This window comes from Pseudomonas sp. A39 (assembly GCF_058145955.1).
This window is the reverse complement of record NZ_JBYVMD010000011.1, coordinates 81,292-105,175: the sequence shown is the minus strand read 5'-3', so window position 1 is coordinate 105,175 and position 23,884 is coordinate 81,292. Positions and strand designations below refer to the sequence as shown.

The window sequence follows — 23,884 nt, the reverse complement described above, 5'->3', positions numbered from 1 at the left end:
GGGGTGGGCGCGCATTATCAGCCTTGCAGCCGGGATTCGGGCCAACCTTTACCTAACTTGACATTCAGTTAACCGCACCAAACGCCGTGCACTCTTATGCTGGCTCTTCACCGGTCGGCGAGTGAACCAAGCGCGCCGGCGCTGCTTGTCGATGTGTTCTGGAAAAGATCTTGATGAATTTTTCGCGCCTGCTCTGCTCGGTTGCGCTGCTGCTCAATGCCTCACTGGCACTCGCCCAAGGCTTCAAAATCTCGGATATTCGAATCAATGGCCTGCAACGGGTCTCGGCGGGCAGCGTGTTCGGTGCATTGCCGCTGAACGTCGGCGACGAAGCCGATGACCGGCGCCTGGTGGATTCCACCCGGGCGTTGTTCAAGACCGGTTACTTCCAGGACATCCAGTTGAGCCGCGAAGGCGACGTGCTGATTATCAATGTAGTCGAGCGCCCTTCGGTTGCCAGTATCGAGTTCGAGGGCAACAAGGCGATCGCCACCGATGACCTGATGAAAGGCATGAAGCAATCAGGCCTGGCCGAAGGCGAGATATTCCAGCGCGCCACCCTGGAGGGCGTACGCAATGAACTGCAGCGCCAGTACGTGGCCCAGGGTCGCTATTCGGCATCGGTCGACACCGAGGTCGTGCCCCAACCGCGCAACCGCGTGGGCCTGAAGATCAAGATCGACGAAGGCGAAGTGGCATCGATCCAGCACATCAATGTGGTCGGCAATACGGTATTCGCCGACGACGCCTTGCTCGACTCATTCACGCTCAAGACCAGCAACTGGCTGTCCTTTTTCCGGAACGACGATAAATACGCGCGGGAGAAACTCTCCGGCGACCTTGAACGCCTGCGCTCCTTTTACCTGGACCGCGGCTACATCAACATGGATATCACCTCGACGCAGGTCTCCATGACCCCGGACAAAAAGCACGTGTACATCACCGCGAATATCCAGGAAGGCCAGAAATACACGGTGCGCGACGTCAAGTTGAGTGGCGAGCTGAAAGTCCCGCAGGACCAAGTCCAGGCGTTGCTACTGGTGCAAAAGGGCCAAGTGTTTTCGCGCAAATTGATGACCACCACTTCGGACCTGATCACCCGCCGCCTGGGCAACGACGGTTACACGTTCGCCAACGTCAACGGCACGCCGCAGGTGCATGAAGCAGACCACACGGTCGACATCACCTTCAGCGTCGAGCCTGGCAAGCGGGCTTACGTCAACCGCATCAACTTCCGGGGCAATACCAAGACCGACGACCAGGTGCTGCGTCGCGAAATGCGCCAGATGGAGGGCGGCTGGGCCTCGACCTACCTGATCGACCAGTCCAAGGTACGCCTGGAGCGCCTGGGGTACTTCAAGGAAGTGAACGTCGAGACGCCAGCGGTGACCGGGCTGGATGACCAGCTGGATGTGAATTACGCCGTAGAAGAACAAGCGTCCGGCTCGATCACGGCCAGCGTCGGCTTCGCCCAGAGTTCGGGGCTGATCCTTGGCGGGTCGATTACCCAGAACAACTTCCTCGGCACAGGCAACTCCGCCAGCCTGGGGCTGACCCGGTCGTCCTACCAGAGCAAGTACAACATCGGTTTCACCGATCCCTACTTCACTCGTGATGGCGTGAGCCTGGGTTACAACGCGTTCTACAACAAGACCGACTACAACAAATACTACGATGACGGCGTGTCCTATTACGCCATCAACAGTTATGGCCTGGGGGCCAGCCTCGGCTACCCGATCAATGAGACGTCGCGCCTGAGTGTCGGCCTGACCGCCCAACACGACAGTATCGAACCGGGCACCTACAGCGCCGACGAGATCTACGACTTCATCGAGCGCGAAGGCAAACAGTTCACCAACTTCAAAGCCAACCTGGGCTGGTCGGAATCGACCTTGAACAAAGGCGTGCTGGCAACGCGTGGGCACTCGCAAAACCTCAACCTGACGGTGACGGTGCCCGGCAGCGACCTGAGTTTCTACAAGCTCGACTACACGGGACAAACCTTCCTGCCGGTCAGCAACAACACCACCCTGCGCTTGCATACCAAGCTCGGTTACGGCAACGGCTACGGTTCCACCGACGGCTTACCCTTCTATGAAAGCTATACGGCCGGTGGCGAAGGCACGGTGCGCGGTTTTGAAAGCGGCACGCTCGGCCCACGCAGCACCCCGGCGACCGGGACTTATGCCAGCGCCGGCCAGGCCTACTATTCGGACCGGGATACGGAGGCGCTGGGCGGCAATATCCTGATTACCGGCGGCGCGGAGTACTTGTTCCCAGTGCCGTTCATCAAGGACAACAAATCCGTGCGCACGTCGCTGTTCTGGGATGTGGGCTCGGTGTATTCGGACAAGTGCTACCTGAGCACTACCCAAGGCTGCGGCGGTGTGGACCTGAGCCAGATGGCCAGTTCGGTGGGGGTGGGAGTGACCTGGTACAGCCCGCTGGGGCCATTGAGCGTCAACCTGGCTTATCCGATTCGCACACCTGAGAATGCCGACAAGCAGGTCTTCCAGTTTTCCATGGGCCAGACGTTTTAACAGGGCCTGATCGATTTTTTCCACAGTGAGTGGCGACGCACAGTAGGGGTGTGTGCCGCGTCATCTACTGGGACGTTGAACATGACCACGTTCACGGCATCGCGCCTCTCAACCCGTTGAGAGGGCAAATCAACCGGTGTGGCATGACGCTCTCAGTCAACTCTGACCGCTGTGTACAAGTAACAGCAACGCTCGGGAATTAAAGTTGAAGTGCCAGGGGAAGCAACCCCAGCTCACAACTCCAATAATAGAGCGACGTCAATGAGACTGACACCATCCTTGCCAGCGTGCCTGGCCCTCAGTTGCGTATCACTTGCCGCCTTTGCTGCCGAGGGCCCTCCACCGCCCTCCGTCAGCCAACCCAGCGGCATCAACCTGGGCGGCACCAGCTTCTACGACGGGTTCGCCGGCCCACCGGGGCTGACGCATCAGACCTATTTGAAGTTCAGTACGTCCAGCAGCATTCGTGACAATGGCGGCAAGGACAACGGCAACTTCGATAACCCGAAGATCAATGTCATTACCCTGATCAACCAGTTCAGCTATTACTCACCGGACACCATCGGCGGCGGCGCGCACCTGGGCTGGAGCCTGTTGGTACCGGTGGTTTCCCTGGACGGCGACTTCGGCGACAACGGCGTCAAACTCAAGGACAACGGGGTCGGCCTGGGTGACGTCACTGTCGGCCCGCAGATCCAGTTCGATCCACTCGTCAACGCCGAAGGCCGACCGGTGTTCGTGCAACGCGTGGCCTTCGATACGATCCTGCCCACAGGCAAGTACGACAAACACAAGGACTTGAACCCCGGCTCCCATTACTTTTCCTTCAACCCCTACTGGGCCGCGACCTTGATGCCGGCACCACGCTGGGAAGTGAGCTGGCGCCTGAATTACCTGTACAACTTCAAGAACGACGATCCCGCGAGCAGCTCGGCACAGTTCTTTGAAGGGCGCCCCGTGCGCGACACCCAATCAGGGCAGTCGGCCTGGGCCAACTTTACCGCCTCCTACGAGGTGTACCCGAAGGTCTCGGTCGGGATCAACGGGTATTACTTCCGGCAGATTTCCGATGACCAGGTCAACGGCGACCGCCTGAGCAACTCTCGCGAGAAAGTCCTTGGCATTGGCCCCGGCCTGTTCTGGAAGATCACTGAGGACAAAGCGTTCTGGCTCAATACCTATAAAGAAACCGGGGTAGAGAACCGCAGCAAGACCGATTACGCCGTGCAAGTTCGCTACGTCCATAAGTTCTGACTGAGGTGATGTGTGATGAATGCGCTCGACTCCATCGACAGCAAGCAATCACTGGGCGCTATTTGCCTGATGATGGTCATTTCCCTGGGAACGCTGCAGATCCAGCCGATTCTGGGCGGCGCGCTGATTGATCAACTGGGGGTGCCGCTCAATGCCATCGGCGTGATCTTCGCCGCCGAACTGATCGCAATGGCCATCGCCTGCGGCGTATGTGCCCTGCTCATGGCCCGTGTCGACCGCCGCCGCTTTGCACGGGTAGCCTTGTTGATACTGGCCGCCGGCAACCTGGCCAGCACCCAGCTTCACAGCCAGACGTGGCTGGTGATCTTGCGGATCATCTGCGGCGCCAGCGGTGGCGCGGTCATGGCGGTGGTGTATGCGACCGCGGCACTGCGCCGGTCCAAAGATGCAACGTTTGCAGTGATCAATATCGGCAACTTGTTATGGGGCATGCTGCTGGTCACCTCAATGCCTCTGCTGCTGCAGGTATTTGGCGTGCGCGGTGCCTTTGGCCTGCTGGCCATCACCAGCCTGCTTGCCGCATTGGGTTGCGGGAGAATCCCCCGGTACTACCCGGACGCCCAACGCATCGCCCATGGCGCCGCCCGACCGTTCGGGCTGACCTCGCTGCTGCTGATCGCGCTGTTTGCGCTGCTGTTCTTCGGGCATTCCGCCCTGTGGGTGTACCAGGAACGAATCGGTAAAAGCCTGGGCCTGGAACCTCAACAGATCGGGGCTATCCTCGGTGGCAGCATCTTGGCGGGCGCCCTGGGTGCGGGCCTCTCCGGTCTGATCGGACGGCGGCTTGGCCTACTGTTCCCGCAACTGTTGAGCTTCGGTGCTGCATTAGTGGCGACCCTGATCATGGTGTACGGCGACAGTACCGTTGCATTTGCCACCACGGCGTGCCTGATCCATATGGTGTGGTTCTTCAGCTTGCCGTACCTGCTTTCCATGGCCGCCGAACTGGATCCCTCCGGTCGCCTGGCAGGCCTGGGCAACGCCGCGATATTCATCGGGCAAGGGCTTGGCCCCTTTGGCGCCGCGCTGGTCGTCGGCGAGGGGCATTTCCGGGCGGTCGGCTGGCTGGCCGCCTGCGCTTATGGGCTGGCCTTGATTATCTCGTGCCTGGTGGTGGCCCGCTTCCGTCGCGGCGTCAAGCCTCGCGGGCAGGCCCTGTCAGCCCAATCCGCCTGAACGACGTCAACCCAACCGATCAATGAGATAACCCGATGAATACGCCATTCCCCCACACCCCGGAGTTTACCGGGGCGCTGTATGCCCCCAGTCGCGTTGAGGGCGACGTGTATGACCTTGAGATCGAAGGCACCCTTCCCGAAGCGATCCGGGGTGCCTTTTACCAGGTGTCACCCGACCCGCAGTACCCGCCCATGCTCGGCAGCGATATTTTCTTCAATGGCGATGCCTTGGTCAGCGGCTTTTATTTTGCCGACGGCAAGGTTTCGCTGCGCCGCCGCTATGTGCTGACCGATCGCCTGGTCGCCCAGCGTCGCGAAGGGCGTTCGCTCAATGGTGTGTACCGCAATGTCTACACCAACGACCCGCTGGCGGCCAAAAACAACACCACCGCCAACACGTCTGTGATCCCGCACAACAACGTCCTGCTGGCTCTCAAGGAGGACGCCATGCCCTGGGCGCTGGACCCGCTGACCTTGGAGACCCTCGGCGAGTGGAATTTCGACGGGCAGATCGACGCCGCGACGTTCACTGCCCACCCCAAGCTCGACCCCGTCACGGGAAACCTGCTGGCCTTCAGTTACGAAGCCAAAGGCGACGGCACACCCGACATGGCCTATTTCGAGATATCGCCGGAGGGGAAGCTGCTGCATGAAATCTGGTTCCAGGCGCCCTACGCCGCGATGGTCCACGACTTCGCGGTCACGGAAAGGTATGTGGTGTTCCCACTGATCCCGTTGACGGTGGACGTCGAGCGCATGAAAAAAGGCGGCCAGCATTTTCAGTGGCAGCCCGAATTGCCCCAGCTATTTGCCGTGGTGCCCCGTGACGGCCATGCGCGCGACGTACGTTGGTTCAAAGGGCCCAAGGACGGCTTCCAGGGCCATACCCTGAATGCGTTCGACGAAGACGGCAAAATCTATGTGGACATGCCGGTCACCGGCGGCAACATCTTCTACTTCTTCCCCCAGGCGGACGGTTTCGTACCGCCGCCAGAGACCCTGGCCGCCAGCCTGATGCGCTGGATATTCGACCTGAACAGTGCGCAGGATGAACTGCAACCCCAGGCGCTGACGGACTATCCCTGCGAGTTTCCACGCTGCGATGATCGCTACATCGGTCGCAAGTATGAACATGGGTTCCTCCTCGCCTTCGATCCAGAACGCCCGTACAACCCGTCGAACGGGCCGATGCCGTTCCAGTTTTTCAACCTGCTGGTTCACCTCAACCTCACGACCGGTGTCACCGATGCCTGGTTTCCCGGCGACAGTGGCTGTTTCCAGGAACCCATTTTCATTCCGCGCTCAGCGCACGCCGCAGAAGGCGATGGCTATGTGGTCTGCCTGCTCAACCTGATTGCCGAAGGCCGCAACGAACTGGTGGTGCTGGACGCCACCGACATGGCCGCCGGCCCTCTCGCACGCATCAAAATCCCGTTCCGCATGCGCATGTCCCTGCACGGCTGCTGGGCACCGCGCTAAATCGCGCCAGCCCACCTCTCCTCCAAGCGACACGCCCGTGGCCATCCACTTGCTGGAAGGGCGCGGGCTGCCCGGTTGCCGGGCTGAATCCGATGATCGAACAGAAAATTAGCATTTATTTCATATTGCAGGATTTATGCATAAATCCCACTTTACAGGATAAATGTGCAGGACTAGATTGACCCCATTGCCGCCATCTCCCGCTTCCTTTTCGAGAGGACATTTCATGAAACTTGCAAGCTTCAGTGTTCACGGTCGCACGACCTACGGTGTGGTCGACGGTGATCAACTGATTGACCTGGAATCGGTCAAACCCACCTTTGGCCCCGACCTCAAGCATGCCATCGCCGCCAATCGCCTGGTAGAACTGACCCCCGCCGTGCTCGCGCCACTACCCCGAGTGCCAGTGGCCGACGTCACCTTCCTGCCGGTGATCGCCAATCCCGGCAAAGTGCTGTGCATCGGCATCAACTACGCCACCCACGTGCGTGAGACCGGGCGTGACATGCCGACCTATCCGATGATTTTCACGCGCTTCGCCGACAGCCAGGTCGCGCACCTGCAGCCGATTATCCGTCCGAAGGTGTCGCACAAACTGGATTTCGAAGGCGAGCTCGCAGTGGTCATCGGCAAAACCGCAAGGCACGTCAACGCAGCAGACGCGCTGGACTACGTGGCCGGTTATGCCTGCTACAACGATGGCAGCGTGCGCGACTGGCAGAAGCACACCCTTCAGTTTGTGCCTGGCAAGAATTTCCCTCACACCGGCGGATTCGGCCCCTGGCTGGTGACCCGCGATGAAATCAGCGACCCGCAAAACCTGGAACTGACCACGCGCCTGAACGGCGAAGTGATGCAACACACCCGCACCAGCGACATGATTTTCGACGTGCGCCAGTTGATCGAGTACTGCTCCACGTTTACCGAACTGGCACCCGGCGACGTGATTGTCAGCGGCACCACCGGTGGCGTCGGGGCCTTCCGCGAACCGCCGGTTTGGATGAAGCCCGGCGACACCGTCGAAGTCGAGATATCCGGCATCGGCCTCCTGCGCAACAGCATCGCCGACGAGCAGTGAGTCATGAATCTACTGTCTGAATCAGAACGCCCGTCGGACCTGGATGCCGACAGCAAAGGTTCCAGCCTGGAACGCATGCTGCGGGTGCTGGATCTGTTCACCGAGGCCAGCCCGATCTGGGCGGTGGACGAAATGGGCGCCGCGCTGGGTTACACCCGCTCGACCATCTACCGCTACGTACGCGAACTGGCCGAGGCGAGCCTGTTGTTTCAGGTCGAAGCCGGACGCTATGCACTGGGCGCACGGATCATCACCTGGGACCGTCAGCTGCGCCTGAGCGACCCTCTGGTGCGCGCGGCACAGTCGCTGGAACAGGCTCTGCCACGCTGGAGCGAGCAACAGGTATGGCTGATCTGCCGGCTGTTCAAGGACCAGGTGGTGTGTATCCACCAGCATGGCGAGTTGTTCAGTGAGGTCAGCTACTCCCGGGGTTCGCCCAGGCCGTTGTTCCTCGGCGCGACATCGAAAGCGATCCTCGCCAACATGACCTCGCGCCAGCACCGCCAGCTGTTCCTGGAAAACCCGGATGAAGTGCGCGCCAGCCACTTGGGCCAGACCTGGGAACAGTTCCGTCGCGCGCTGCAGCAACTGCGTCGCCAGGGCTATGTCGCCAGTGCGGCGGAAATCGATCCCGGCGTCTACGGCCTGGCGGCACCGATTTTCGACAGCGACGGCAAGGTGCTGGGCAGCATCAGTTGCGTACGCCCGATCGAGGAGCGCGACAACGCCCAGGAAGCGCAACAAGGGGAACAGATGCTGGCCCTCGCGCAGACACTCTCGCAACGCATGGCGGCCCTGACTCACCGCCCCGCGCAGCCGGACTGAAACCTTTGGAAGGGAATAACAATGACAACCCTCAACAGCTTCAGCACTCAAGTCCTGATCATCGGCGCCGGCCCCACCGGACTGACCTTGGCCAACCTGCTTGGCCAGGCCCAGGTGGATACCCTGATCATCGACCGCAAAGCCGGCACCGTGACCGAGCCCCGCGCGGTCTCCATCGACGATGAATCCCTGCGCACCATGCAGGCGATCGGGCTGGACGACGCCGTGCTACGCGATGTGGTGCCCGGCTACGGCGTGCATTACTTCACCCGCGCGGGCGGGCGTTGCTTTGGCAAGGTCGAGCCCACCGGCAAGGTGTATGGGTTTCCCAAACGCAATGCCTTTCGCCAGCCGCTGTTCGAACACACGCTGAAGACCGGTCTTGAGCGCTTTGCGAGCGTGACTGCACGCTTCAATCATGAGCTGCTGGAGTTCACTCAAGACGCGCACGGCGTGCGTGCCTTGATCAAGGACGCCGATGGCCAACTGCTCGACGTCAAGGCCAACTACCTGGTCGCCTGCGACGGCGGCCGCAGCCCGGTGCGCAAGCTACTGGGGATCGAGATGGTCGGGTCGAGCTTCTCCTCGCGCTGGCTGGTGGTCGATACCGACCAGGACGACGACCCGTTCTGGCAGACCCGCGTGTACTGCGATGCCCGGCGCCCGGTGGTGGAAGTGCCCGGCCCGCACCGTACGCGGCGTTTCGAATTCATGCTCCGGCCGGACGAAACCGAGGAGCAAGTGCTCAGCCCGCAAAGCCTGCACACGCTGCTGCGTCCGTTCAAGGGCGATGCCCCGGTGTCGATCGTGCGCAAGACGGTCTACACCTTTCACGCCCGCGTGGCCGAGCGCTGGCAGGTGGGCCGCGTATTGCTCGCCGGCGATGCCGCGCACCTGACCCCGCCCTACGCTGGGCAAGGGATGAACAGTGGCGTTCGCGATGCACACAATCTGGGCTGGAAGTTGATCGGTGTACTCAACGGCAAATTGGCCGCGACCGCCTTGCAGTCCTACGAAAGCGAGCGGCGCGGGCATGCCTGGGCCTTGATCAAGTTGGCGCTGAACCTGGGCGTGGTCATGGCGCCGGCTACCGTGCTGCGTGCTCGCCTGATCAGTGCGGCATTCGCGTTGGTCGGCCTGGTGCCGTCGCTGCGCGACTATTTCCTACAGATGCGCTTCAAGCCAAAACCACGCTTTACCCAAGGCCTGGTGCTGCCCGAAGGCAAGGCCGGAAAGCTGGCCTGTGGGCAAATGTTTCCTCAGCCGCTGCTGACCGATGCCCAAGGCCACGTCCAGTTGCTGGACGCAAGCATCGGTGCCGGCTTTGCCCTGATTCAATATGGCGACCCTGCTCGCCAGCGCCTTGACGAACTGCGCCACGGTCTTTGGGATCACCTGGAGGCCAAGCGCATCCTGATCCTGCCTGCACACTTCCAGGCCCTGCCATCGCTGCCTGGCTGCACCGTACTTCAAGACCATGAGGAAGCGCTCAAGGAGCTGCTCGGCGACAGCCACACGTTTGTGCTGCTGCGCCCCGATCGCTATGTCGCCGCCCTCTTCGACCGGACCACCCAGGACCAGGCTGCCGCCGCCTTGCAGGCGCTGTTCGGCATCCCCCCGACAAGCGCCTGCGCGGATCAGCCGGCCATGGCCCCCGTCTACCCCTGAACCTTCAGCCCCAGAGGTGTTTATGCAAACCTTGCAGACTTCTACCCCCGCACGCCTGTGCTACTTACACCTGGCGAGCAAAGCGCCCCACCAGCAAGTTGACTTCTATCGGCGCCTGCTGGACATGGAGGGCCTGGCGCAGGCAGACGGCAGCTGGCTGCTCCAAGGGCCGCAACGGGCCATGCTGATCTCGCCAGCCGATCACAGCGGCCTGCTCGCGGCTGCCTACGACCTGGGCAGCCAAGCACGCTTGAGCGAACTGCGCACGCACCTGGTGGGCAAGGGTTGTAGCCTCGAAGCGCTCGACTCGCCGCTGCTGGAAACCGGCGCCTTTCAAATCCGTGACCCCCAGGGCCGGCAGACCGTGTTTGGCGTGTCTCGTGGCGCCGTCACCACCGACCGCAAGGGCATGCCGGGTCGCCTGCAGCATGTGGTGTTCCAGACCACGGAGCTGGAAGCGATGATCGACTTCTACGTCAACACGGTGGGGTTCACGGTCTCGGACAATGTCGTCGATGAGCAGAGCGGCCAGCTCACGACCTGCTTCCTGCGTTCAGACGACGAGCACCACTCGCTGGCGTTTTTCCGCGGTTCGAAAAACGAATGGGATCATCACTGTTACGAAACCAACGAGTGGAATGACATTCGTGACTGGGGCGACCGCTTCGCCAAGGAGCGGATTACGTTGTTCTTTGGCCCGGGTCGCCACGGTCCGGGCAATAACCTGTTCTTCATGGTGGTCGATGCCGATCGCAATCGCCTGGAGTTCTCGGCGGAGCTGGAAATCACCGAAGCCAGCCGCGCGCCAGGCGTCTGGCCCCAAGAGGAATACACCCTCAACTCCTGGGGACGCGCCTGGATCCGCAGCTGAAAAGACACATTCCAAAGGGTCTGCCCTCATCTACCCTCAATCAACGCGGCTACCTGCCCAAGGTAAAACAATGACAATTCCAACCTTCGCGACCTACGCCATCAGCGGCGACCAATATATCAATGGCACCTGGCGCACAGGTCGTTCGACACGACGCCTCGATGACCGTAACCCGTTCAACGGCGAACGCTTGCTGGAGATGCCCCTGGCCTCGGTGGCCGACCTGGAGGACGCGTACCAGGCTGCCCAGCGCGCACAGATCGACTGGGCAGCACTGCACCCGACACAGCGCGGTGCGCAGCTGGAAAAACTCGCCCAGGTCATCCAGGACCGCAGCGAAGAAATCATTGATTGGCTGATCCGTGAGTCCGGCAGTACCCGTATCAAGGCGGGGATGGAATGGCAGTTCACCCTCAACCTGGTTCGCGAGTGCGCAACGCTGCCAATGCAGGTTGAGGGGCGGATCCTGAGCAGCTACAAGCCTGGCGAGCAGAGCTTCGTGTTTCGCGAGCCGCTGGGAGTGGTCGGTGTCATCAGCCCCTGGAACTTCCCGCTGTACCTGAGCATGCGCTCGGTGGTACCGGCCCTGGCGCTGGGCAATACCGTGGTGCTCAAGCCCGCCAGTGACACGGCGGTCACCGGCGGCCTGCTGATTGCCCATTTGTTCGAAGAGGCCGGGTTCCCCGCAGGTTCACTGAATGTGGTGGTCGGCGCGGGCTCGGAGATTGGCGATGCATTCGTCGAACACCCGATACCCAGCCTGATCTCCTTCACCGGCTCCACCGACGTCGGCCGCAACGTCGGACGCATCGCCACCGGTGGCAAGCACATCAAGCGCGTGGCGCTGGAACTGGGCGGCAACGCACCGCTGGTGGTCTTGGACGATGCGGACATCGAGATCGCGGCGCATGCCGCCGTGGTCGGGCGATTCCTGCATCAGGGTCAGATATGCATGAGCGTCAACCGCGTCATTGTCGATCGTTCGCTGTATGCCGACTTCGCCGCGCTGGTGGTCGAGCGCGTGCGCAACCTCAAGACCGGTGACCCAGCCAAGGCCGATACGGTGATCGGGCCGGTGGTCAACCAGAGCCAGCTCGATGGCCTGCTGGGGAAGATCGACGCTGCCGAGCGTGCCGGCCTCAAGCAACTGTGCGGCGGCCAGGCGCAGGGGCTGGTGCTGCCCGCCCATGTCTTCGGCGATGTGGGTCCCGACCAGGCATTGGCCCGCGATGAAACCTTCGGCCCGTTATTGCCATTGATGATTGCACACAATCAGGCCCACGCCCTGGAATTGGCCAACGCAAGCGAATACGGTCTATCCAGTGCCGTGTTCACCCGGGACATGGCACGCGGCCTCGGTTTTGCGCGTGGCATCGTGGCGGGCATGACCCATATCAACGACATCACCGTCGATGACCAACCCAATGCACCGTTCGGTGGCGAGAAGAACTCTGGCCTCGGGCGGTTTAACGGTCACTATGCCCTGGATGAATTTACCCGGGCACATTGGGTCACCTGGCAAGCCGGGAGCCATCGCTACCCGTTCTGATCGCATGCCAGAATCGGGCAAGGCGCCCTCCTTGCCCCTTCAGCCATAACAAAAAGACAGAAGGCGAAACCTATGAATAACCTAGCCTGTGTGTCCACCGAACAGGTCGTTCGCTCTGACCGGCTGATGAAGTGGAAAGAGTTCATGAGCGACCACCTGGGCCGCACGCCGGAGTATATAAAGCGCCTGGAAGCCACTCACATCGACCCGTTGCACAACGGTAACTTCCAGGGGCGGCTGGAATACGGCGACCTGGGCCAACTGCGTTTCTGCCGCATGACCGCCAGTGCCCATCGCTATTCACGCCACTTGAGCAAAGCGCTCGATGTCGTCGACACGCCGCGCATGTTGATCCTGCAAGTCGCCGGTGTCAGTCACTTCGAGCAAGGCCAGCAAAGCAGTACCGTCGCACCGGACGACATGCTCCTGGTCGATTGTGGCAAGCCCTTCAGCGTCACCAGTACCCAGGGTTGCGAACACTTTATCCTGCTGTTCCAGGGCGCCGCCGGGCAACTGACGCAGACCGGCGACATGCATTTGAGTGGCCGCAACGGGCTGGGGCGCATGCTGATGCACCTGATCAGCGACGCTTACCATCAATACCCCTTGCTCAACAGCCAGTCGGCCGGGCTAATCGGCGACAGCATCGCCGGGTTGCTGAACAATGCCTTGAAGAACAAGCAAGATGAAAAGCAACTGGACCACGACTTCCGTTTCTTCAAACAGAATCGCCTCAAGGCCTATATCGAGCGCCACCTGGCCGACCGCGACCTCAGCATCGAGCGCATCGCCAATGCCGAACAGTGCTCGGTGCGCAGCTTGCACCGGGCCTTTCAGGATGAATTGGGCTGCAGCGTCAGCGAGTATATCTGGCAGCGTCGGTTGTCCCGTTGCGCCGAGGACCTGCGTAACCGCGAACAAGCGCATCGCTCACTCACCGAGATTGCCTATGCCTGGGGCTATGGCAGCAGTTCACATTTCAGCCGGCACTTCAAATCGACATTCGGTATGTCACCACGACTGTTCCGGGAAACGGCCAGCGACAACCGCGCCCAATCGTCAGCTTTTTGAGCGCGAAGCCCCTCAATTGCGGCGCAAAGGGATCATCGCCCAGGCCATCGTCAATGCGGTCGTCCAGGCGATAAAGGCCCTGCCGAGAGCCAAGTAGGCAGTGCCCGGACCGGGCCCGGCAAACGGGCCGCCGCCCTGATTCAAGGTCCTCAGATACTCAGGAGCTCGGCCACTGGAAAACGATGGGTGGTCTTCATTTCTCGCAGTGACAGGTTCGAGCGGATACTCAATACGCCCGGGAGCTTTCTCAGCACCTTTTCAACGAATCTGCTGTAGCTGTCCAAATCGCTTGCGACGACTTGAAGTAAAAAATCCGCCTCGCCGGTTGTATTGTGACAACTGAGCACCTGCGGCGCCGACGCTATGATTTTCTCAAACTTTTCCGTGGCTTCTTCACTGTGATCACTGCAGGAGATCTGCACGAAAGCCATCACCCCCAGGCCCAGTTTTCTGCGATTCAGGATGGCTTGATACCCCTCGATCACACCGCACTCCTCCAGGCGTTTCTGTTTACGCCAACACGATGCTTCGCTGAGGGAAAGTTGCTCCGCCAACTTGACATTCGAGAGTCGCCCATCTCGCTGCAGTCGCTCCGAGATTGCAATATCCACCTTATCCAGACGCTCATGCATGGTTGATCCTTTCAATTATGTGCCGGCTCACGAAGATTAATTTCATTCAGCGCCCACTATCAACAGCAATCTGAAAAGCAATTTCAAGGCATTCGCACATAATGGATCAGCACTGATTCGAGCCGCCCGGCACTGGAAACCCATCGAATACAGCGTCGTGTCTATCCCAAGCAGAGGTGACTTTCATGAAAGCAGTTGTCTATGAAGCCTTTTCCCAACCGCCGCGCCTGATGAACGTCGAAGACCCGACGCCGGAGCGTCACGGTGTGGTCGTACAGGTGCGGGGCACGGGCGTCTGCCGCAGCGACTGGCACGGTTGGAAGGGGCATGATCCGGACATCCAACTGCCGCATGTTCCCGGGCATGAGCTTGCCGGCATCGTGACGGAGGTTGGCAGGGACATCACCCGGTGGAAGGTCGGCGACCGTGTAACGGTGCCCTTTGTCGGCGGATGTGGCGCGTGTCCCGAGTGCAACAGCGGTAACCAGCAAGTCTGCACTACGCAGTTTCAACCGGGCTTCACTCATTGGGGGTCGTTTGCGGAGTACGTCGGTATACACCAGGCCGACTTGAACCTCGTCGCGCTTCCGGAGAGCATGGACTTTGCTACCGCTGCGAGCCTGGGCTGCCGCTTCGCGACTTCATTTCGCGCCGTCGTTGACCAAGGCAACGTCAGCGCCGGACAGTGGGTGGCGGTGCATGGCTGCGGAGGCGTGGGCCTGTCCGCCGTGATGATCGCCCAGGCCCTCGGCGCGAATGTCATCGCCATCGATATTTCGCCGGAAAAACTCGAACTGGCTCGCGCGCTCGGCGCCGTTGCAACCGTGAACGCACACAGCGTTGCGGACGTCACCGAAGCCGTGCTGGACATCACCCAGGGGGGCGCCCACGTATCGCTGGATGCATTGGGCCATCCCACCACGTGCTTCAACTCCATCAACAACCTGCGCCGTCGAGGCAAGCACGTCCAGGTGGGCCTGATGCTCGCCGACCACGCCACGCCAGCGATCCCCATGAGCAAGGTCATCGCGCACGAGCTTGAGATCTATGGCAGCCATGGCATGCAAGCACATCGTTATGACGCCATGATCCAGATGATCACCTCCGGAAAACTGGCGCCGGAAAAACTCGTGGGTAAAACCATCAGCCTGGAGCAGTCCATCGACGCGTTAATGAACATGGATCGCTTCGAGACCGCCGGCGTAACCGTCGTGACCGAGTTCTAGCTCATGCAGGACGCAACCGCACAACCGGCAGGGTTGGAGTAGGCGCATCGACCAGGCCAGGCGGTTCCTCACGGTGCGGATCAGCCGTTGACGGAGAAGCAACGTGCTCGGCAAAAACCGGCTGGCCGGGTAACCCTATCACTTGCGGTGACAGTGAATATTTCATCGCCTAATCTTTAAAGATGTTGGCTGGCGTGCCGATAATCGAAAAAGCGTACCAAGTGGCTGCAGGTTGTTTTTGGCGATGAGTAAGGAACACGAAATGATGTCCTTTCGTATGAGCGCCCTCAAAGCATCCGACGTATCCCTTTGTGTTCTCGTGTGCCTGGCTGGGGTGGCCATCACGACCTTGGTACTGATACTTTTCGTCGGATCGGAGCAGCGCACCGTCAGCGTTGCGTTCCAACTGGAGGTTGACGAGCGATTCAGTCGCCTGCAGCGACGCTTTACTTTCCAGGACTTGAAATTGGACACCGTCAGGCGTTTCTTCATCAACGCCGACGATGTCACGGAAAAGGAGTTCATGGGGTTTGTCACGCCTCTCGTCGAAGAGGGTGAAACGTACGGCTGGGTACCGAGGATTCTCGAGCAGGATCTACAAACGTTTCGCGAAAAAGCGCTACTCAATGGTACGAGTGACTTTTCGTATCATGAGATTGATCCCACGACCCAGACCGAAGCCCCCCTCACCAGCCGTCCGGAGCACATGGTCTTGCTCTACTTGTGCAAGCGCAATGACGTGAAGATAACACCGGGCATGGATGTGCTCGCCAGCCGGGATCGCGAGGCCTTGTTGAGAAAGGCACGAGAAACACACCGGCTGGTCGTGTCGGCGCCGTTGAAAATGACCAGTGGCCATACCGGGTTTTTCTTTGTCGCGCCTGTTTTCAAGGAGTCCTCGGCAGCCTCATTGAACGATGATGGTTTGCAGGGGTTCATCGTCTCGACGATACGCTTGGCGTCCTTGATGGAACATGGCATTCCGTTACCCAGTCTGCAACGACTGAACGTGACCCTGTCATTGATCGACACGCCGCATCCGAACGACATCTTTTATCAGAGCTTATCGCCGGCCGCCCCTTCGGCGCTTTACGCTCAACGCGTGTTGAAAGTAGCCGACCAGCACTACTCGATGCAGTTTCGGCCAAGCTCGATATTTTTGAGCTCTAACAGTCACGCAGCGCTTGTCAGTCTGATCGTCGCGTTTGGAGCAGGATTGACGCTGCTGATGACGCTCATGGTGTACATGCTGATCACACAGCGTGCGCGCGCGCTCTCTCTGGTTGATGAGCGCACGCAAGACTTGCGCTTGTTGAACATTACCGACCACCTGACGGACGTGTATAACCGCCGGCACTTCGAAGCGTTGATGGAACGCCTGCTCGTTGAGGCTGACGCGCAACACAGCCCCTTATCGCTGATCATGTTCGACGTCGATCACTTCAAACGCATCAACGACCTCAAGGGGCATCAGTGCGGTGATAGCGTACTGAAGTCATTGTGTGTGCGACTACGTTCGGCAATACGCAAAACCGATCTTCTGTGCAGAACGGGTGGGGAGGAGTTTGCATTGATCTGCCCTGGAAGCGACCTGAACGATACGAAGCTGTTGGCGGAAAAGCTTCGAGCCCTCGTCAGCGCCCTCCCCTTTGAGGAGGCCGGTCAAGTAACGTGTAGCTTCGGCGTCGCGACGTGGATTCCATCGGAATCATTTGACGCTTTCGTTCGGCGTGCGGACAGTGCCATGTACAGTGCTAAATCAAGTGGTCGTGATCAAGTCCAGCTCGCCGATATATAACCTACCGAACGCAGGGGCGCCGCCCATCCGCGCCGAGGCGTTGATGGGCGGCTGTGGCGGGCAGATCTCATGCCTGAACATGCTGCCGTCACGCGCCGGTCAAAAGTCATCCTTTGCGGTTGCGCCGTTGATCTTGAACGCTCGGCTTTGCAGATAGGCACTTCGAATAAACGTGTATTTATCGCCGGTCATGAGTTTCTCGGCTGTCAGGTATTGAGCCCGTCCGTCGATCACGCCAAGGCCGTACAAGCTATTACGCGTAGGCACGTCGCCGATGTAGCGAACCGGATTGGCGTAGGCGTCGGGAAGGATGGCTGGCGCATCGCGCAGTGTGCTTGGTCCCAGGAGCGGCAGCACCAGGTAAGGCCCGCTGTTGACCCCCCAGTAACCGAGGGTTTGACCGAAATCTTCGTCACTGCGCTGCAGCCCCATGGGGGTCGCGACGTCGATCAACCCCACCAAGCCAATCGTGCTGTTGAGCAAAAAGCGGCTTGTGTCGACGCCAGCACTGTGGAACTTCACCTGGAGGACATCGTTAGCCAGGTTTTTGACCTCCCCCAGGTTGTTGAACACATTATGAATGCTCTCCTGGACAACACCGGGCGTGATGAATTGATAGCCCTGGGCGAGGGGTTTGAGTGCATAGGTATCCAGTGCGTCATTGAATGCGAAGATCGGCCGGTTGATACCTTCCCACGGGTCCGCGTCGGAATTCGCAAGGCACAGCGGTGACATAATGATGAAACAAGCGCAGCCCAGCACCTGCACGCAACCGCTTAAAGTGAAACGAAAAGCACACATGTTGATTCCCCGTTGAATGAACTAGCCGATTTGATCCGCGCACGCCGTTCCATCGCTGCGGTGATGTGTGCGTGTGCCAGCGCCGTTAATTCCAACCGCCCCCCAGCACTTTGTATAACGTGATGCGGTTACTCTGCTCGGTCAGGCGCAGAGTGATCAGGTCCTGTTGTGCGCTGTAGAGCGAGCGTTGCGCATCCAGGGCTTCGAGGTAGCTTTGCGAGCCGCTCCGATACAAAGCATCCGAGAGTTCGAAGCTTTTACGGCTGGCGTCGGTCAGCGCCTGTTGCGCGGCGATTCGGCGATCCAGGGTGCTGCGCACCGCCAGCGCGTCGGCCACTTCGCGGAATGCGGTCTGCAGGGTTTGCTGATAGGTCTGCACCTGAATCTCACGTTCGACTTTGGCCGAATCCAGGGTTGCGCGGTTACTGCCCCCGTCAAAAATCGGCACGCTGATGCTCGGGGCGAAGGTCCAGGCGCCGCTGCCGGACTTGAACAGGCCGGCCAATGCCGAGCTGGACGAGCCGGCGTTGGCGGTCAGGGTGATGCTCGGGTAAAACGCCGCACGGGCCGCGCCAATATCGATGTTGGCGGACTTGAGCGTATGCTCGGCCGAGAGCACGTCCGGGCGTTGTTGCAACAGGCTGGAGGGCAGCCCTGCCGGAATGTCCACCAGCACTGCCGACGACTCCAGGCGCGTACCCGGCAAGAGGGCCTCGGGCAGATCACTGCCCACCAGCAGGCGCAAGGCATTACGGTCCTGCAGGATCTGGCTCTCATAGGACGCTGCATCGCCCCGTGCCGATTCGACGGTGGTCTGGGCTTGCGCCACCGACAACGCGGAGGAGCCGCCCAAGGTGTAGCTGCGCTGGGTCAGGTCGTAGGTGGCCAACTGGCTGGTCAGGGTTTCCTGGGCCAGCAGCAGCCGTTCGTTGTCGGCGGCCAAGGTCAGCCAGGCGGTGGCAACTTCCGCCACCAGACTGATTTGCGTGCTGCGCCGGGTTTCCGTCAATGCCAGGTAGTCTTCCAGCGCCTCATCGCGGAGGTTGCGAACCCGGCCGAACACGTCCAGTTCATAGCTGCTCAGCCCCAACTGAGCGCTGTAATCGTGCGTGGTGACCGCCGCGCCGGTGTTGGACAACGACCCCGGCGTACGACTATGGGTGCCGCTGACGCTCGCGTCGACAGTGGGAAACAGGTCGGCGCGCTTGATGCGGTACTGCGCCTGGGCCTTTTCCACATTCAGGCTGGCCAGGCGCAGGTCGCGGTTATTGGCCAGCGCCAAGGCTTGCAACTGCGCCAGGCGGCGGTCGGTAAAAAATTGCTGCCAATGGATATCAGCCCCCACTTGCCCTTTGGGCAGTTGGGCCGCCGGCAACCATTGCTCGGAGACGGGGGCCTCAGGGCGCTCATACTGCGGCGCCAGGTTGACGCAGCCAGCCAAGGCCATGGCGGCCAGCAGAGGCCAGTGTGACTTGATCATGCATCACCTGTCGGAGCAGATTGATTAGCGCTGCGCACGCGGCCGAAACGACGGCGGACCAGCACGAAAAACAACGGTACAAAGAAGATCCCCAGCACCGTGGCGCTGAACATGCCGCCCAGTACCCCCGTACCAATGGCCTGGCGCCCGGCTGAGCCTGCACCGGTGCTCAAGGCCAGCGGCAATACGCCGAACATGAAGGCCAGGGAGGTCATCAGGATCGGCCGCAGGCGTTGGCGCACCGCGATCAGCGTCGCGTCGACCACGCTGTTGCCCTGCTCTTGCAAGTGCTTGGCAAACTCAACGATCAGGATCGCGTTTTTCGCGGCCAGGCCCACGGTGGTCAACAGCCCGACCTGGAAATACACGTCGTTGCTCAGCCCGGCGACACGGGTCGCCAACACCGCACCGATAACCCCCAGGGGCACGACCAGGATCACCGAAAACGGCACCGACCAACTCTCGTAGAGCGCGGCCAGGCACAGGAATACAAACAACACGGAAATACCATAGAGCAGCGGCGCCTGGGACCCGGACAATCGCAGCTGATAGGACTGCCCGGTCCACTCGTAGCCGATACCCTGGGGCAATTGCCGGACAATGGCCTCCACTGCGTCCATCGCATCGCCGGAGCTGACCCCTGGCGCCGGATCGCCAACGATTTCCAGGGAGGCGTTACCGTTGTAGCGTTCCAGCAGCGGCGAGCCGTAACCCCAGGTGCTGTTGGCAAAGGACGAGAACGGCACCATTTCATTGTTACTGTTGCGCACAAACCAATGATCAAGATCCGCAGCCTGCATGCGCGAGGATGCCTGGCCCTGTACGTAGACCTTTTTCACCCGGCCCTGGTTGAGAAAGTCGTTTACATAAGTGCCGCCTAACGCCGTCGCCAAGGTGGTGTTGATATCGCTGGTACTCAGGCTCAGGGCCCCGGCCTTGCGGTCGTCAATGCTGACCTTGAGCTGCGGTGCATCGTCCAGGCCGTTGCTGCGCACGCCCAGCAAGCGAGGATCTTTCCTGGCCAGCTCAAGGAACTGTTCGCGGGCGGCCACTAACGCATCATGGCCCAGGCCACCGAGGTCCTTGAGTTGCAGGTCGAAGCCCGAGCTCTGGCCCAGGCCGCGTACGGTCGGCGGCTGCATGACGAACGCATCGGCATCGCCGATGCTGGACAGTGCCAGGGTCGCCCGCTGGGCAATGGCGGCTGCACCCTGACCAGAGCCACCGCGTTCGGACCAATCCTTGAGTCGCATAAACGCCCGTGCGGTGTTCTGGCTGTTACCGCCCATGCCCAAGCCGCTGATGCTGATCATCGCTTCGACCTCGGGCTGTTGCAGGATGTAGTCCTCGAACTGCTTGATCACCGCCTGTGTACGGCTATCCGTCGCGCCGACCGGCAACTGGATCTGCGCCAGCAGAATCCCTTGGTCCTCGTCCGGCAGAAATGAAGTGGGCAGGCTGACGTAGCCCACCGCCATGACCCCCAGCACCAGCCCATACAGCAGCAGGCTGCGCGCCCAGCGCCGCAACACCCCGCCCACCCAGCGCTCATAACCGGCGCTGGCACGCTCGAAGGTGCGGTTGAACCAACCGAAGAATCCACGCTGAGCACCATGCCCTTGGCCATTGCGGGCTTTGAGCAACGACGCGCACAGCGCGGGTGTCAGGGTCATCGCCACCAGTACTGAGAGGACCATGGCCGAGACGATGGTCACGGAGAACTGCCGATAGATGATCCCGGTGGAACCACCGAAAAACGCCATGGGGATAAATACCGCACTCAGCACCAGGGTGATCCCCACCAGTGCGCCACTGATTTCACGCATCGATTGACGGGTGGCCGCCACGGGCGAAAGCCCCTCGCCCATCAGCCGCTCCACGTTTTCCACCACCACGATGGCATCGTCCACAAGCAAGCCGATCGCCAGGACCATGGCAAACATGGTCAAGGTGTTGATCGAGTAGCCGAACAGCGCCAGCACGCCGAACGTGCCCAGCAGCACCACCGGCACGGTAATCGCCGGGATCAGCGTGGCGCGCAGGCTCTGCAGGAACAGGAACATGATCAACACCACCAGCACGATGGCCTCGCCCAAAGCCTTGACCACCTCTTCGATGGACAAGCTGACAAAGGGCGTGGTGTCGTAGGCGATCACGTTTTTCAGCTGCATTTGCGTCGGGTAGAAGGGCTCCATCTCCTTGAGCTTGGCCTTGACCGCCTTGCCGACGTTCAGTGCGTTGGCGCCGGCGGCCAATTGCACGCCCATCGCCGCCGCGGGCTTGCCATTGAGGGCGGTGCTGATGTCGTAGCTTTCACTGCCCAGCTCCAGGGTCGCGACATCGCCCAGCAGTACCACGGCACCGTCGCTGTTGGACTTGACCACTACCTCGCGAAACGCTTCGACAGTCTGCAGTTTGCTGCGGGCGCTGATCGTAGCGTTCAGTTGCTGCCCCTTGACCGCAGGCAAGCCGCCGAGCTGTCCAGCCGAGACTTCGGTGTTCTGCGCTTCCAGGGCGCTGCTGATGTCCGACGGCATCAACGCATACTTTTCCAGCAAGGCGGGGTCCAGCCAGATGCGCATGGCGTAGCCCGAGCCCAACGTCTGCACATCGCCGACGCCGTCTATCCGGCTGATGGAATCGAGCAAGGTGGTGGAAATGTAGTCACCTATCTGGGTGCCGGTGACGCTGGGGTCATCCGATGCCAGGGCGACAATCATCAAGAAGTCCGAGCCGCCCTTGGTCACGGTCAGGCCTTCGCTTTGTACCGACTGCGGCAGCCTCGACTCGGCCTGTTGCAGCTTGTTCTGCACCTGCATCTGGGCGACGTCCGGGTCGGTGCCGGCAGTAAAGGTCAAACTGATGCTGGCACTGCCTGCCGAACTGCTGGTGGCCGACATATAGGTCAGGTTATCCAGGCCTTTCATCTGCTGTTCGATGACCTGGGTCACCGAGTCTTCAACGGTCTTGGCCGAGGCCCCGGTGTAGGTGGCGGAAATCTTCACCGTGGGTGGCGCGATATCCGGGTATTGCTCCAACGGCAACTGGCTGATGGACAGACTGCCACCGAGCATGATCACGATGGCAATGACCCAAGCGAAAATCGGTCGATCAATAAAAAAGTGCGCCACGCTCAACCCTCCTTCGCGGGGGTGGGAGCTGTGGCGGCCTGAGCATTGGCGTCCTGCACTTGGACGGCGGCGCCGGCACGGACTTTTTGTCCGCCTTCGACAATCAATTGGTCACCCGCCTGCAGGCCTGCCGTGACCCACCACTGGTTCCCCACCGCCCGATCGATGGTCAGCTCACGTTGTTCGACCTTGCCGTCGACCACCAGCAACGCGGTGGTCACGCCACTGGCGCTGCGGTTCACGGCTTTTTGCGGAACCAGAATGGCCTGCTCGTTACGCGCCTGTTCAAGCACCGCGCGCACATACATGCCCGGTAGCAGCAGGTGCTCCGGGTTGGCGAACTCCGCACGCAGGGTGACCGTGCCTGTCCCCTCGTTGACACTGACACCACTGACCTTGAGCCGCCCCTGATGGTTGTAGGCGCTGCCATCGTCCAGCTTCAGGCTGACCCGTGCCTGGCCATCGCCGTTGGACTGCAACGCGCCGCTGGCCAGGTCACGCTTTAGCTTGAGCAATTCGGTGGTCGATTGGGTCACGTCCACATAGATCGGATCGAGTTGCTGCACGGTGGTCAAAGCACTGTCCTGATTGGCCACCACCAGCGCCCCCGGGGTCACGGTGGAGGTTTCGATGCGCCCGCTGACCGGTGAGACAATACGGGTGTAAGCCAGGTTGATCCGGGCGGTCTGGACTTCGGCCTCGGCGACCTGTACGTCGGCGGCGGCGGTCAGCAAGGTCGCCTGGGCGTCCTCGTTATCTTGCTGGCTGATGGCATTGATCTTTACCAGTTCGGCGTCGCGCCTGGCGGTGGTCTGCGCCGATTTAAGCGTGGCGCGGTACTTGGCCAGGCTCGCCTGGGCCTGTGCCAGCGCGGCGGTATAGGACGCCGCATCCAACTGGTACAAGGCTTGCCCAACCTCGACATCCGCGCCTTCGACAAACAGACGCCGCTGGACGATACCGCCGACCTGCGGACGAATCTGCGCCACCATGAAGGCCTGGGTGCGCCCCGCCAGCTCAGTGGTCAGCACTTGGCTTTGGGGTTTTATGCTGATCACCGAGACTTTGGGCGTGACCGCCTCGGGAGGTGGCTCGCCGCCGGAACAGCCGCCGAGCATGGCCAGAACGATCAAGGACAGGAAAACCGCGGCGGTTACCAGGTATTTGGCGATTATTTTCGTGGACATAGCGGCCTCTGCGACACGGAATGGCTTGAGTCAGCGCCATCCTGCAAGGCAAATGTGCAGGAAAATTGAAGATTGCCCGGCCGGGTTGAATCTTT

17 protein-coding genes are annotated in these 23,884 nt (G+C 60.7%); 12 read left to right on the top strand and 5 right to left on the bottom strand.

Going from position 1 to position 23,884, the window contains the following annotated elements; all coding sequences use genetic code 11:
* The first annotated feature begins 173 nt into the window (after positions 1 to 173).
* From bamA to AC3ZU9_RS11355, 10 genes are all read left to right on the top strand, one after another.
* Positions 174 to 2,540 (top strand): outer membrane protein assembly factor BamA, encoded by a 2,367-nt coding sequence (bamA, locus tag AC3ZU9_RS11400; RefSeq protein WP_490090720.1) that lies wholly within the window; start codon positions 174 to 176, stop codon positions 2,538 to 2,540.
* 261 nt (positions 2,541 to 2,801) lie between these two features.
* Positions 2,802 to 3,794 (top strand): SphA family protein, encoded by a 993-nt coding sequence (locus AC3ZU9_RS11395; protein ID WP_043205623.1) that lies wholly within the window; start codon positions 2,802 to 2,804, stop codon positions 3,792 to 3,794.
* A 15-nt stretch (positions 3,795 to 3,809) separates the two neighbouring features.
* Positions 3,810 to 4,991 carry an MFS transporter gene (locus AC3ZU9_RS11390; protein WP_489096990.1) on the top strand — a complete coding sequence of 394 codons (1,182 nt, stop codon included), beginning with the start codon at positions 3,810 to 3,812 and terminating at the stop codon, positions 4,989 to 4,991.
* A 35-nt stretch (positions 4,992 to 5,026) separates the two neighbouring features.
* Entirely contained in the window at positions 5,027 to 6,472 is a 1,446-nt protein-coding gene (locus AC3ZU9_RS11385) for a carotenoid oxygenase family protein (protein WP_046035354.1), read from the top strand.
* 226 nt (positions 6,473 to 6,698) lie between these two features.
* Complete coding sequence (locus tag AC3ZU9_RS11380) at positions 6,699 to 7,550, top strand: fumarylacetoacetate hydrolase family protein (RefSeq protein ID WP_046035353.1); 852 nt, start codon at positions 6,699 to 6,701, stop codon at positions 7,548 to 7,550.
* A 3-nt stretch (positions 7,551 to 7,553) separates the two neighbouring features.
* A complete protein-coding gene (locus tag AC3ZU9_RS11375; protein ID WP_015884900.1) occupies positions 7,554 to 8,375 on the top strand; it encodes an IclR family transcriptional regulator in 822 nt (273 codons plus the stop codon).
* A gap of 21 nt (positions 8,376 to 8,396) precedes the next feature.
* Positions 8,397 to 10,043: a bifunctional 3-(3-hydroxy-phenyl)propionate/3-hydroxycinnamic acid hydroxylase gene (locus AC3ZU9_RS11370; RefSeq protein ID WP_490090719.1), complete on the top strand. Its 1,647-nt coding sequence runs from the start codon at positions 8,397 to 8,399 to the stop codon at positions 10,041 to 10,043.
* Between the two features lie 22 nt (positions 10,044 to 10,065).
* Positions 10,066 to 10,914, top strand: a complete 849-nt coding sequence (locus AC3ZU9_RS11365; protein WP_046035351.1) for a VOC family protein — start codon at positions 10,066 to 10,068, stop codon at positions 10,912 to 10,914.
* 70 nt (positions 10,915 to 10,984) lie between these two features.
* Positions 10,985 to 12,463 carry an aldehyde dehydrogenase family protein gene (locus tag AC3ZU9_RS11360; RefSeq protein WP_093541231.1) on the top strand — a complete coding sequence of 493 codons (1,479 nt, stop codon included), beginning with the start codon at positions 10,985 to 10,987 and terminating at the stop codon, positions 12,461 to 12,463.
* A gap of 72 nt (positions 12,464 to 12,535) precedes the next feature.
* Complete coding sequence (locus AC3ZU9_RS11355) at positions 12,536 to 13,534, top strand: helix-turn-helix domain-containing protein (RefSeq protein ID WP_046035349.1); 999 nt, start codon at positions 12,536 to 12,538, stop codon at positions 13,532 to 13,534.
* A gap of 149 nt (positions 13,535 to 13,683) precedes the next feature.
* On the opposite strand, the gene AC3ZU9_RS11350 is transcribed toward AC3ZU9_RS11355, so the two are convergent.
* A complete protein-coding gene (locus AC3ZU9_RS11350) occupies positions 13,684 to 14,166 on the bottom strand; it encodes an Lrp/AsnC family transcriptional regulator (protein ID WP_093541229.1) in 483 nt (160 codons plus the stop codon).
* 185 nt (positions 14,167 to 14,351) lie between these two features.
* Here AC3ZU9_RS11350 and AC3ZU9_RS11345 point away from each other — a divergent pair, with 185 nt between their 5' ends.
* Complete coding sequence (locus AC3ZU9_RS11345; RefSeq protein ID WP_043205628.1) at positions 14,352 to 15,392, top strand: zinc-dependent alcohol dehydrogenase family protein; 1,041 nt, start codon at positions 14,352 to 14,354, stop codon at positions 15,390 to 15,392.
* A 262-nt stretch (positions 15,393 to 15,654) separates the two neighbouring features.
* On the top strand, positions 15,655 to 17,190 hold the full coding sequence (locus AC3ZU9_RS11340; protein WP_122810223.1) for a sensor domain-containing diguanylate cyclase: 1,536 nt from the start codon (positions 15,655 to 15,657) through the stop codon (positions 17,188 to 17,190).
* Positions 17,191 to 17,289: 99 nt separating this feature from the next.
* On the opposite strand, the gene AC3ZU9_RS11335 is transcribed toward AC3ZU9_RS11340, so the two are convergent.
* The 4 genes from AC3ZU9_RS11335 to AC3ZU9_RS11320 form a co-directional block, all read right to left on the bottom strand.
* Positions 17,290 to 17,991, bottom strand: coding sequence for an MlaA family lipoprotein (locus AC3ZU9_RS11335; protein WP_046035346.1), 702 nt, complete (start codon positions 17,989 to 17,991; stop codon positions 17,290 to 17,292).
* Positions 17,992 to 18,076: 85 nt separating this feature from the next.
* Positions 18,077 to 19,471, bottom strand: a complete 1,395-nt coding sequence (locus AC3ZU9_RS11330; RefSeq protein ID WP_102060007.1) for an efflux transporter outer membrane subunit — start codon at positions 19,469 to 19,471, stop codon at positions 18,077 to 18,079.
* Positions 19,468 to 22,602 (bottom strand): efflux RND transporter permease subunit, encoded by a 3,135-nt coding sequence (locus AC3ZU9_RS11325; RefSeq protein ID WP_490090718.1) that lies wholly within the window; start codon positions 22,600 to 22,602, stop codon positions 19,468 to 19,470. The genes AC3ZU9_RS11330 and AC3ZU9_RS11325 overlap by 4 nt, the downstream gene beginning before the upstream one ends.
* 2 nt (positions 22,603 to 22,604) lie before the next feature.
* Entirely contained in the window at positions 22,605 to 23,789 is a 1,185-nt protein-coding gene (locus AC3ZU9_RS11320; protein ID WP_490090717.1) for an efflux RND transporter periplasmic adaptor subunit, read from the bottom strand.
* Positions 23,790 to 23,884 lie beyond the last annotated feature (95 nt).